Here is a 12,200-nt window from a genome sequence, read left to right as displayed (position 1 = left end):
GGGGGCTGTGCCACACGCAGCCGCATTCCCTCCACCACGGGAGGCCATATGACGAATCGTTCAGGAATTCTGATCGCCGTCGGCGCGACGGTCGCCGGTCTGGTGACCGCCGTGCCGTCCCCGGCGGTCGCCATCGGCGTCGCACCGCATGCCGCGCAACTCCGCTGGACCGGCTGCGGCACCAAGATGTATCCGAAACTGCAGTGCTCAAAGGTCAGTACACCGCTCAATCATGACGACCCGTCGGGCCGACGGATCACTCTCGCCCTGTCCCGGATCCGGCACACCGCGAGGACCTCGCAGGGCCCGCTGTTCGTCAACCCCGGGGGTCCCGGTGGCAGCGGACTGACCATGGCCGGGTTCGTGGCCTCTTCGCTCCCGAAGGACGTCGCCGCGCAGTACGACGTGATCGGGTTCGACCCGCGCGGGGTCGGGCAGAGTTCCCCGGCGCTGGACTGCGTACCCAAGTACTTCAAGCCGGTGCGGCCCGAATCGGTGCCGCAGACCCTCGCCGACGAGCGCACCAGCCGCGACCGGGCGCGCAACTTCGCGGAGGAGTGCGGCAGGAAGTACCCCGATCTGCTGCCGTACATGGACACGGTCAGCGCCGCCAAGGACCTCGATGTGATCCGGCAGGCCACCGGCGCCCCGAAGATCAACTACTTCGGGTACTCGTACGGTACGTACCTGGGCGCGGTGTACGCGAAGCTGTTCCCGCAGCGGGTGCGCCGACTGGCGCTCGACTCGAACGTCGACCCGGACGGCGTCTGGTACGAGGACAACATCGGTCAGAACTACGCGTTCGACGCCCGCCAGAAGGCGTTCGCCGCGTGGGTGGCGAAGCACGACGAGACGTACCGGCTCGGCAACGACCCGGCGCGGGTCGAGGCGGCCTGGTACCGGATGCGCGACGCGGTGCGGAAACAGCCCGCGGGCAGGAAGGTCGGTCCGAGCGAGCTGGAGGACACCTTCCTGCCGGGCGGCTACTACAACGGTTACTGGCCCTACCTGGCCGACGCGTTCGCCGCGTACGTGAACCACAAGGACCAGGACGCGCTCGTCGCCGCGTACGACCAGCTCGGTGCCGTCGACGCGAAGGGCGACAACGGCTACTCCGTCTACCTGGCCGTGCAGTGCCGCGACTCCCGGTGGCCGCTGAGCTGGAACACCTGGCGCAACGACAGCTGGAAGGTGCACGCCAAAGCACCCTTCTACGCCTGGAGCAACACCTGGTACAACGCACCGTGCGCATCCTGGCCGGTGGAGCCGCTGAATCCGGTGCGGGTCTCGAACCACGCGCTCCCGCCGGTGCTGCTCTTCCAGGCCACGGAGGACGCGGCCACACCGTACGAGGGCGGGGTCACCCTGCACCGGCGGCTCCGCGGCTCCAGCCTGGTCGTCGAGCAAGGCGGCGGCAACCACGGTGTCACGCTGAGCGGCAACGCATGCCTGGACAAGTACCTGACGGACTATCTCGCCAAGGGCACCGTCCCGCGCGGCGACGGCAGCCGCGCGGACGCGGATGCGGTCTGCCCGACGTCACCCGACCCGAAGCCGCTGACCGCCGAGGCGGCGAAGGCGAAGTCGGCGAAGCGCGCGGAAAGCAGCGGCAACATCGTGCACGGGCTGCTCGGCTTGCACGGCTGACGGGAGGGGACCGCGCGCCCCGTGACCCGATCGCACGCCCTCGGGGGCGTACGCCACCATGGTCCGCATGACGACACGGCCCACCTCCGCGTACGCCCCCGATCTGTCCGTCCGGTCCATGACCGTCGACGACTGCGAGGCCGTCGCCACGGTCCGGGTGCGCGGCTGGCAGGCCGCGTACGCCGGGTTGGTCCCGCAGGCGTATCTGGACGCGATGGACATCGCCGAGGACGCGCAGCGGCGCCGCGGTTTCTTCGCCGAGCGCAACACGGTCGTCAATGTGGTGGCCGAGCGGCCGGGCCGGGGTGTGATCGGCTGGGCCTGTTACGGCCCGTACCGCGCGGACGGCAGGCGGCTCGCCCGCGCCGAGCTGTACGCCATCTACGTGCTGCCCGAGCACCTCGGGACCGGAGTGGGCCGCTCCCTGATGACGGAGATCCTGGCTCGCTCCACCGCGGACGGGTTCCCCGATCTGGCGCTCTGGGTTCTCAAGGAGAACGCGCCGGCCCGCCGCTTCTACGAGCGTGCGGGCTTCGCACCGGACGGCGTCGAGGAACCCTTCCGGGTCGGCGGCGTTCTCGTGCCCGAGGTGCGTTACGTACGCCCCCTCAGCCCGTCGGCAGCCGGCTGATCGCCTCCTCGGCGGCGCCGCCGAGCCTCGGGTGCGGCAGCGCCGCCTCCAGGACCGGGCGGGCCTGCGCGTCGCCGAGCTGCCCCAGACCCTCCACACAGGCCAGCGCGACCCGCCAGTGCGGCTCGTCCGGCCCCAGCAGCCGCTCCAGGGTGCTGATCAGCGCCGGGACGGACTCGGGGGCCCGCAGGGCGGTGAGCAGGCGGACCGGGTGCAGGGCGTACGCGGTGCGCAGGGTGTTCGTCGCGAGTGCGGCGGCGGCACGCGGGGTGCGGGGGTCGCCCAGGCGCACCAGGGCGTGGGCCGCGGAGACGCAACGCTCCGGGTCGCGGTGGTTGAGCAGCAGAACCAGTGCTTCGAAGGCCCGTCGGTCCCCGCCGCAGCCGAGCCGGAACGCTGCGATCTCACGCGCCCAGAGCGGGCGCTCCCTTTCGACGAGGACTCGGGCCAGTTCCTCGTCGTCGTCGGTGGCGAGCAGCCTGCGGTAGGCCGCCGACTCCCCCGCCTCGTCCGCCAGCCGGTCGGTCAGCGACCGGAACTCCTCGTCCATGACCCTGAGGGTATCGGCGGCCACGGTGAGTGTGAGCCGGCGCACAGCGACTCGGGGCTGGCGCGCTCGTTACTCGCCGGTTAATCTCATGTGAGCGGGACACACTCCCCGCCGACTCCAGTGGCCTGGTGACGCAGCCACTCGGAGTGCTTGTCGGTTCGGCAGCTTTGTGAGACGCGACTCCGGGACAGAGTCCGTCGCCCCTTTCCCGTCCGGGCGTGCCTCCCGCACCTCCGGCCAGGAACACCTCGACACGCAATTCCCGCACGCCATGCGCTGGTTGGACCCTTTCGGTCCCAGCCGATCCGTGCGCGCCGTGCGCCCACTCAGTCGTCACTCATTCTCTGGAGTCCCGTGATGGACACCCCTCTCTCCACCATCGCCGTCGTCGGTCTCGGCACCATGGGCATCGGCATCGCCGAGGTCCTGGCCAGGGCCGGCCGCGAGGTCATCGGTATCGACGTCAGCGACGCGGCCGCCCGTCAGGCCGTCGCCGCCCTGGAGGCCTCCACCGCCCGCGCCGTGAAGAAGGAGCGGATCACCGAGGGGGAGCGTCTGGACGCGCTGGCCCGGTTCCGCACCTTCTCCGACCTGCAGGCCGTGGCGGACGCGCAGCTCGTCATCGAGGTCGTTCCCGAGTCGTACGAGATCAAGCAGCAGCTCTTCCGTGAGCTCGACGCGATCGTCTCCCCCACCACGATCCTGGCGACCGGCACGAACGCCCTGTCGGTGACCCGGCTCGCGGCCGAGTCGCAGCACCCCGAGCGCGTGCTGGGCCTGCACTTCTTCAACCCGGCGCCCGCGATGAAGCTGGTCGAGGTGGTCTCCTCGGTGCTGACCGCGCCGCCGGCCGTCGAAGCGGTCACGGAGCTCGCCCGCGAGCTCGGCAAGGAACCGGTTGCGGTGGGCGACCGGCCGGGCTTCGTCGCCGACGGACTCCTCTTCGGCTACCTCAACCAGGCCGCCGCGATGTACGAGGCGAACTACGCCTCCCGTGAGGACATCGACGCGGCCATGAAGCTGGGCTGCGGCCTGCCGATGGGCCCCCTCGCGCTGCTCGACCTGATCGGCGTCGACACCGCCCGTACCGTCCTGGAGGCGATGTACTCCGCGTCGCACGACCGGCTGCACGCCCCCGCTCCGGTCCTCAAGCAGCTCAGCGAGGCCGGTCTGACCGGCCGCAAGGCGGGCCGTGGCTTCTACACCTACATGGCGCCGGGCAGCCAGACCGTGGTGCCGGACACGCAGACGCCGCTGGAGAGCGCCGGAGCACAGGCCGGGCGCACGGTCCGGTCGGTGGGCGTCGCGGGCTCCGGGACGATGGCCTCGGGCATAGCGGAGGTCTTCGCGAAGGCCGGTTACGACGTGGTGCTCGCCGCGCGCAGCCAGGAGAAGGCGGACACCGCGAAGCGGAGGATCGCCAAGTCGCTGGAGCGTTCGGTCACCAAGGGGCGGCTGACGGCGCAGGCGCGGGACGAGACCCTGGGCCGGATCACCGCTGCCGGTTCGCTGGACTCGTTCGCCGATGTCGACCTCGCGGTCGAGGCGGTCGCCGAGGATCTCGCGGTCAAGCAGCAGCTGTTCGGCACGCTGGACAAGATCTGCAAGCCGGGCGCGGTGCTCGCCACCACCACCTCGTCGCTGCCGGTCGTGGCGTGCGCGCGGGCGACCTCGCGTCCGCAGGACGTCATCGGGATGCACTTCTTCAACCCGGCGCCCGCGATGAAGCTCGTCGAGGTGGTCCGTACGGTGCTGACCGCGGACGACGTCCACGCAACCGTCCGTGAGGTGTGCCGGAAGATCCGCAAGCACCCGGTGGACTGCGGGGACCGGGCCGGGTTCATCGTGAACGCGCTGCTGTTCCCGTACCTCAACAACGCGATCAAGATGGTCGAGGAGCACTACGCGACCCTCGACGACATCGACGCCGCGATGAAGCTGGGCGGCGGCTACCCGATGGGCCCGTTCGAGCTTCTGGACGTCGTCGGGCTCGATGTCTCGCTCGCCATCGAGAAGGTGCTGCACGGCGAGTTCCGCGACCCGGGCCTGGCACCGGCGCCGCTGCTGGAACACCTGGTGGCCGCCGGCTGCCTCGGCCGCAAGACGGGGCGCGGCTTCCGCGAATATGCCCGGCGCTGAGGACCGGCAGGTGTCCGAACGACGGACCGGTGCTCCGGCCGGGCGTGAACGCCCGGCCGGGGCACCACCGGCGGCTCCCGGGCCGGGAGCCGGGTGGGGAGGGCTGCTCGATCCGCCCGCACAGCCCGCGACGCGGGACGCACGGCCGTGCGGTCCGCCCCCGCAGGCGCGCTCTCCTGCGCTGATGCAGTACGTTCACACCATGTCCCAGTCCGCCAGGTCCCCCCGTGTCTCCGCCGCGCCCGACGCCCCGGAGAGTGCCGCAGGAACGCGCGCCGCCGCCCAGCGGCTCAAAATGCGACGCGAACTGGCCGCCGCGGCGATGGAGCTCTTCGCCACGAAGGGGTACGAGGCCACGACGGTCGACGAGATCGCGGGCGCCGCGGGAGTCGCCCGGCGGACCTTTTTCCGGCACTTCCGCTCCAAGGAAGAAGCGATCTTCCCCGACCACGACGACACCCTCGTCCGGGCCGAGGCCGTCCTCAATGCCGCCCCCGCGCACGAGCACCCGCTCGACACCGTCTGCCGCGGCATCAAAGAAGTCATGAAGATGTACGCGGCCAAGCCCGCCGTCTCGGTGGCCCGCTACAAGCTGACCCGTGAGGTCCCCACGCTGCGGGAGGCCGAGATCGCCTCGGTGGCCCGTTACGAGCGGCTGTTCACTCGCTATCTGCTGGGCCACTTCGACGAGCGCGACCACCATGTCGGCAACGACGACCCGCTGCTGGCGGAGGTCGCGGCGTCGGCCGTCGTCACCGCGCACAACCATGTGCTGCGCCGCTGGCTGAGGGCGGGCGGCCAGGGCGATGTGGAGGCCCAGCTCGACCACGCCTTCGCGATCGTCCGGGACACGTTCGGGACGGGCATCGGGGCCGGGCGCATCGCCGGGGCCGAACCGATGCCGGCGCCCGCCGCTTCGGTGAGCACCGAGGGCGAGGTGCTCGTCGCGGTGGCGCGCACGGACGCACCGCTCGACGAAGTGATGCGCACGATCCAGCAGGCGCTCAAAGACCGCTGAGCGGGGGCCTGTTGGCCGGCCGCTCCACCGTCGCCGGACGGGCTCGCAGTCGAGCCCGTCCGGCGTTCGCGCGTCCGGGCGGAGAAACCCGGTTGCCGCGCCCGTACCGCCGTGTTCCGGTGGGCGGATGACTCATGATCGCGACATCCTGCTGACTCTCTTCGACCGCGAGTTGCGCGAGCACGCCCGCCCCGACGGGCCCGGCGTCCGCGTCGAGCGCACCGCCGATGTCGTACGGCAGGCCGGGGCGGCCGACGACTGGAACGGTGTCGTCTGGTCGTCCCCGGGTCTGGACGCCGTACGGGCGGATGCGGCGATCGCCGAGCAGGTGGAGCACTTCACCGCGCTCGGCCGCGACGCATTCGAATGGAAGCTGTACGCGCACGACCGGCCGGCCGACCTGGGGCAGCGGCTGGTGCGCGCCGGCTTCGTCGCGGAGCCGCCGGAGACCCTCCTGGTCGCCCCCGTCGCGGACCTCCCGACGGCCGTGGAGCTCCCCGAGGGGGTCACGCTGCGCACGGTGACGGATGCGGCCGGCGTGGAGCTGATGGCGGCGGCCCATGAGAGGGCGTTCGGCTCCGACGGGTCGCGGCTGCGGCACCAGGTGCTGGCGCGGCTGGCCGCGGCCCCCGACAGCTTCGTCGGGGTGCTGGCCATGGTGGGCGACGAGCCGGTGAGCTCGGCCCGGATGGAGCTGTACCCGGGCACCGGCTTTGCGGGGCTCTGGGGCGGCGGAACCGTGGAGCCGTGGCGCGGGAGGGGTATCTACCGGGCGCTGGTCGCGTACCGTGCCCGGATCGCCGCCGAGCGTGGCTTCCGGTATCTGCAGGTCGACGCGACCGACCTGAGCAGGCCGATCCTCCAGCGGCTCGGTTTCCGGGTCCTGACCACCACCACGCCGTATGTGTACCGGCGCCGGGCCTGACCGGACTCAGCAGGACAGAACGGCGCGAAACGGCCCCGTCGCCGCTCATGCGTGCCCAGCGGATGACAGCTGAGAGAAATTGTTGGCACCGAGTGCCTTGCCAGGTGTCACGGAGTGCCATACGTTGAAGTGGTCCGGGCGGCCGGCGTACAGAGATCTCACGTACGCCGGCTGTCCCCGCAAGCCATGTGCCTGCGCGCCCGGGCGCCTGCGTCACAGGCAAACCCTTCTGCTCCACCAGAGCAAGCCGAAGCTTTACAGCCGAACCGACGGCAGCACCTCCACACCGCACCGCACCCCCCGTTGGCAGGGACTCTCAAGCGTCCCTCGACGAATTCCCCAAGCTCTCGGCTCCGCTCGAGCAGGGGAGACCCCATCCCGGAGGCACACCGTGAAGGAAATCCTGGACGCGATCCAATCGCAGGACAGCACCGCCGCAGATTTCGCGGCCCTGTCCATCCCTGAGTCGTACCGCGCGGTGACCGTGCACAAGGACGAGACGGAGATGTTCGCCGGGCTCGCCACGCGCGACAAGGACCCCCGCAAGTCGCTGCACCTCGACGAGGTGCCGGTTCCGGAGCTCGGGCCCGGTGAGGCGCTGGTCGCCGTCATGGCCAGCTCGGTGAACTACAACTCCGTCTGGACCTCGATCTTCGAGCCGCTCTCCACCTTCGGGTTCCTGGAGCGCTACGGGAAGCTCAGCGAGCTCACCAAGCGCCACGACCTGCCGTACCACATCATCGGCTCCGACCTGGCGGGCGTCGTCCTGCGCACCGGCCCCGGCGTCAACGCCTGGCACCCGGGCGACGAGGTCGTCGCACACTGCCTCTCGGTCGAACTGGAGTCCTCGGACGGCCACAACGACACGATGCTCGACCCCGAGCAGCGGATCTGGGGCTTCGAGACCAACTTCGGCGGCCTCGCCGAGATCGCGCTCGTCAAGTCCAACCAGCTGATGCCGAAGCCGCAGCACCTCAGCTGGGAGGAGGCCGCGGCTCCGGGCCTGGTCAACTCCACCGCTTACCGCCAGCTCGTCTCGCGCAACGGCGCCGGCATGAAGCAGGGCGACAACGTGCTGATCTGGGGCGCCAGCGGCGGACTCGGTTCATACGCCACGCAGTTCGCGCTGGCCGGTGGCGCCAACCCGATCTGTGTCGTCTCCAGCGAGCAGAAGGCGGACATCTGCCGGAAGATGGGCGCAGAGGCGATCATCGACCGCAACGCCGAGGGCTACCGGTTCTGGAAGGACGAGCACAACCAGGACCCTCGCGAGTGGAAGCGGTTCGGCAAGCGCATCCGTGAGCTGACCGGCGGCGAGGACGTCGACATCGTCTTCGAGCACCCGGGCCGCGAGACGTTCGGCGCCTCGGTGTACGTGACCCGCAAGGGCGGCACGATCGTCACCTGCGCCTCGACCTCGGGCTACAACCACGAGTACGACAACCGCTACCTGTGGATGTCGCTGAAGAAGATCGTGGGCTCGCACTTCGCCAACTACCGCGAGGCGTGGGAGGCCAACCGGCTGGTCGCCAAGGGCAAGATCCACCCGACGCTGTCGAAGGTCTACTCCCTGGATGAGACCGGCCAGGCCGCGTACGACGTGCACCGCAACCTGCACCAGGGCAAGGTCGGCGTCCTCGCGCTGGCCCCGCGCGAGGGTATGGGTGTGCGCAACGAGGAGCTGCGCGAGCAGCACATCGACGCCATCAACCGCTTCAGGAATGTCTGACATGACGGGCCGCCGGAAGGACCGCCCGTGGCTCATGCGGACGTACGCCGGTCACTCGACCGCCGAGGCGTCCAACGAGCTCTACCGGCGCAACCTCGCCAAGGGCCAGACGGGTCTCTCGGTCGCCTTCGACCTGCCGACCCAGACGGGTTACGACCCCGACCACATCCTCGCCCGCGGCGAGGTCGGCCGGGTCGGCGTGCCCGTCTCGCACCTCGGTGACATGCGGCGGCTGTTCCACGACATCCCGCTGGAACAGATGAACACCTCGATGACGATCAACGCCACCGCGATGTGGCTGCTGGCGCTCTATCAGGTGGTCGCCGAGGAGCAGGGCGCCGACGCCACGAAGCTCCAGGGCACCACGCAGAACGACATCGTCAAGGAGTACCTCTCGCGTGGGACGCATGTCTTCCCGCCCGGTCCCTCGCTGCGGCTGACCACGGACATGATCACGTACACGGTCAACCGCATCCCGAAGTGGAACCCGATCAACATCTGCAGCTACCACCTGCAGGAGGCGGGGGCCACTCCGGTCCAGGAGATCGCGTACGCCATGTCGACGGCCATTGCGGTCCTGGACGCCGTGCGCGACTCGGGCCAGGTGCCGGAGGAGAAGTTCGGCGATGTGGTCGCCCGCATCTCCTTCTTCGTGAACGCCGGCGTCCGCTTCATCGAGGAGATGTGCAAGATGCGCGCCTTCGGCCGCATCTGGGACCAGGTCACCCGCGAGCGGTACGGCATCACCGACGCCAAGCAGCGCCGCTTCCGCTACGGGGTCCAGGTCAACTCCCTCGGACTGACCGAGGCGCAGCCGGAGAACAACGTCCAGCGCATCGTCCTGGAGATGCTGGCCGTGACCCTCTCCAAGGACGCCCGCGCCCGGGCCGTGCAGTTGCCCGCCTGGAACGAGGCGCTGGGGCTCCCCCGGCCCTGGGACCAGCAGTGGTCGCTGCGCATCCAGCAGGTCCTCGCGCACGAGAGCGATCTGCTGGAGTACGAGGACATCTTCGCCGGATCGCATGTGATCGAGGCCAAGGTCGACTCCCTGGTCACCGAGTCCCTTGCGGAGATCGACCGGATCCAGCAGATGGGCGGCGCGATGGCGGCCGTCGAGTCCGGCTATCTGAAGTCGGAGCTGGTCTCCTCGCACGCGCAGCGGCGGGCCCGGATCGAGGGCGGTGAGGAGAAGATCGTCGGCGTCAACATCTACGAGACGACCGAGCCGAACCCCCTCACGGCGGACCTCGACGGCGCGATCATGACGGTCGACCCCGCCAATGAGGCAAGGGTGGTCTCGGCGCTCCACGAGTGGCGCGACAACCGTGACGAGGCGCGCGCCTCCGAGGCCCTCGCGGCACTGAAGAAGGCCGCGGCCGGCACCGAGAACATGATGGAAGCGACCGTGGAATGCGCCCGCGCGGGTGTCACCACCGGCGAGTGGTCCTGGGCGCTGCGCGACGTGTTCGGCGAGTTCCGTGCCCCGACGGGCGTCTCGTCCGCCCCGGTCGCCGTCACCGCGGAGGCCGGCACGCCGCTCGCTCTCGTACGGGAGAAGGTCGCCCGCACCGCCGAGGACCTCGGCGCCGGACGGCTGCGGTTGCTGGTCGGCAAGCCGGGCCTGGACGGTCACTCCAACGGCGCCGAGCAGATCGCCGTACGGGCCCGTGACGCCGGGTTCGAGGTCGTCTACCAGGGGATCAGGCTGACCCCCGAACAGATCGTCTCGGCGGCGCTCGCCGAGGACGTGCACTGCGTCGGTCTGTCGATCCTGTCCGGCTCGCACGCCGCGCTCGTGCCGGATGTACTGAACCGGCTGCGCGAGGCCGGCGCGAACGACATCCCGGTGATCGCGGGCGGGATCATTCCGCCTGCCGACGCCGCCGTGCTGATCGAGGCGGGTGTCGCCGCCGTTTTCACCCCGAAGGACTTCGGTATCACGGAGATCATCGGCCGTATCGTCGACGAGATCCGGAAAGCGAACAAGCTCGACCCCCTGGAGGTCCCCGCATGACCCAGCCCGCCCACCCGTCTCCCGCCACCACCCTTCCGGGGAGCGGCTCCGCCGCGCACCTCCCGAACCGTCTGCGTCCGCGTCGCTCCTGCCTGGCTGTGCCGGGCTCGAACCCGAGGTTCCTGGAGAAGGCCCAGGGCCTCCCGGCCGACCAGGTCTTCCTGGACCTCGAGGACGCCTGCGCCCCGCTCACCAAGGAGGGCGCCCGGCACCACATCGTCGACGCGCTGAACAACGGCGACTGGACGGGCAAGACCCGGGTCGTCCGCGTGAACGACTGGACGACGCACTGGACGTACCGCGATGTGATCACGGTCGTCGAGGGCGCCGGCCAGAACCTCGACTGCATCATGCTGCCGAAGGTGCAGGACGCCCAGCAGGTCGTCGCGCTCGACCTCCTGCTGACCCAGATCGAGAAGACGATGGGCTTCGAGGTCGGGAAGATCGGCATCGAGGCGCAGATCGAGAACGCCAAGGGCCTGGTCAACATCGACGACATCGCCGCCGCCTCGCCGCGCCTGGAGACGCTGATCTTCGGCCCGGCCGACTTCATGGCGTCGATCAACATGAAGACCCTGGTCGTCGGTCAGCAGCCGCCCGGCTACGGGGCGGACGCGTACCACTACATCCTGATGCGCATTCTGATGGCGGCCCGTACGCACGACCTCCAGGCGATCGACGGCCCCTTCCTGCAGATCCGTGACGTGGACGCGTACCGCGAGGTCGCGGGCCGTGCAGCGGCGCTGGGCTTCGACGGCAAGTGGGTGCTGCACCCCGGTCAGGTCGACGCGGCCAACGAGGTGTTCTCGCCCTCGCAGGAGGACTACGACCACGCCGAGCTGATCCTCGACGCATACGAGTGGTGCACCTCGGAAGAGGGCGGCAAGAAGGGTTCGGCGATGCTCGGGGACGAGATGATCGACGAGGCCAGCCGGAAGATGGCGCTCGTCATCGCGGGCAAGGGCCGCGCGGCCGGTATGCAGCGCACCTCCAAGTTCGAAGCGCCGGAGGCCTGATCATGCAGTTCGGACGCACCTATGAGGAGTTCGAGGTCGGTGCGGTGTACAAGCACTGGCCCGGAAAGACGGTCACCGAGTATGACGACCACCTTTTCTGCCTGCTGACCATGAATCATCACCCGCTGCACATGGACAGCAACTACGCGGAGAGGACGACCGATTTCGGCAAGAACGTTGTAGTGGGCAACTACATCTACTCGTTGCTGCTCGGCATGTCCGTGCCGGACGTCTCCGGAAAGGCGATCGCCAACCTGGAGATCGAGTCTCTGAAGCATGTCGCGCCGACCTTCCACGGCGACACGATCTACGGCGAGACGACCGTCCTCGACAAGACTCCGTCAAAGTCCAAGAGTGACCGCGGAATCGTCCATGTGGAGACCAAGGGGTACAAGCAGGACGGGACGCTCGTCTGCGTGTTCCGACGCAAGGTGATGGTCCCCACCGAGACGTACATCAAGGAGCGCGGCGGCGAGCAGCCCGGCCGCCCGGAGCTGAACCAGCCTTCGCAGAAGAACGTGGAGAAGTAGT

General features: G+C 69.7%; 10 protein-coding genes. 9 read left to right on the top strand and 1 reads right to left on the bottom strand.

What is annotated here, in order from left to right:
* The first annotated feature begins 48 nt into the window (after positions 1-48).
* Entirely contained in the window at positions 49-1,647 is a 1,599-nt protein-coding gene (locus ACFU8W_RS18145; RefSeq protein ID WP_384037903.1) for an alpha/beta hydrolase, read from the top strand.
* Positions 1,648-1,714: 67 nt separating this feature from the next.
* The gene (locus ACFU8W_RS18140; RefSeq protein WP_384037900.1) at positions 1,715-2,278 is read left to right on the top strand and encodes a GNAT family N-acetyltransferase; all 564 of its coding nucleotides are present in this window, start codon (positions 1,715-1,717) and stop codon (positions 2,276-2,278) included.
* Here ACFU8W_RS18140 and ACFU8W_RS18135 read toward each other — a convergent pair.
* A complete protein-coding gene (locus ACFU8W_RS18135) occupies positions 2,256-2,828 on the bottom strand; it encodes an adenylosuccinate lyase (protein WP_326793001.1) in 573 nt (190 codons plus the stop codon). The genes ACFU8W_RS18140 and ACFU8W_RS18135 overlap by 23 nt on opposite strands.
* A gap of 357 nt (positions 2,829-3,185) precedes the next feature.
* Between ACFU8W_RS18135 and ACFU8W_RS18130 the strand changes: the two genes are divergently transcribed.
* From ACFU8W_RS18130 to ACFU8W_RS18100, 7 genes are all read left to right on the top strand, one after another.
* Positions 3,186-4,967 carry a 3-hydroxyacyl-CoA dehydrogenase family protein gene (locus tag ACFU8W_RS18130; RefSeq protein WP_384037896.1) on the top strand — a complete coding sequence of 594 codons (1,782 nt, stop codon included), beginning with the start codon at positions 3,186-3,188 and terminating at the stop codon, positions 4,965-4,967.
* A 202-nt stretch (positions 4,968-5,169) separates the two neighbouring features.
* The gene (locus ACFU8W_RS18125) at positions 5,170-5,985 is read left to right on the top strand and encodes a TetR family transcriptional regulator (RefSeq protein ID WP_384037893.1); all 816 of its coding nucleotides are present in this window, start codon (positions 5,170-5,172) and stop codon (positions 5,983-5,985) included.
* A 127-nt stretch (positions 5,986-6,112) separates the two neighbouring features.
* Positions 6,113-6,910, top strand: coding sequence for a GNAT family N-acetyltransferase (locus ACFU8W_RS18120; protein WP_345511279.1), 798 nt, complete (start codon positions 6,113-6,115; stop codon positions 6,908-6,910).
* 391 nt (positions 6,911-7,301) lie between these two features.
* Entirely contained in the window at positions 7,302-8,639 is a 1,338-nt protein-coding gene (ccrA, locus tag ACFU8W_RS18115) for a crotonyl-CoA carboxylase/reductase (RefSeq protein ID WP_345511280.1), read from the top strand.
* Position 8,640: 1 nt separating this feature from the next.
* A complete protein-coding gene (locus ACFU8W_RS18110; protein ID WP_345511281.1) occupies positions 8,641-10,653 on the top strand; it encodes a protein meaA in 2,013 nt (670 codons plus the stop codon).
* Positions 10,650-11,669, top strand: coding sequence for an HpcH/HpaI aldolase/citrate lyase family protein (locus ACFU8W_RS18105; RefSeq protein WP_384037889.1), 1,020 nt, complete (start codon positions 10,650-10,652; stop codon positions 11,667-11,669). The genes ACFU8W_RS18110 and ACFU8W_RS18105 overlap by 4 nt, the downstream gene beginning before the upstream one ends.
* Before the next feature lie 2 nt (positions 11,670-11,671).
* A complete protein-coding gene (locus ACFU8W_RS18100; protein ID WP_384037886.1) occupies positions 11,672-12,199 on the top strand; it encodes a MaoC family dehydratase in 528 nt (175 codons plus the stop codon).
* Position 12,200: the final 1 nt, after the last annotated feature.

The sequence above is a fragment of the Streptomyces sp. NPDC057565 genome (genome assembly GCF_042801455.1).
GTDB classification, from domain to species: Bacteria; Actinomycetota; Actinomycetes; order Streptomycetales; family Streptomycetaceae; genus Streptomyces; species Streptomyces yanii.
Note: the sequence above shows the minus strand (reverse complement) of the source record. Positions and strands in the feature narration are given on the sequence as shown.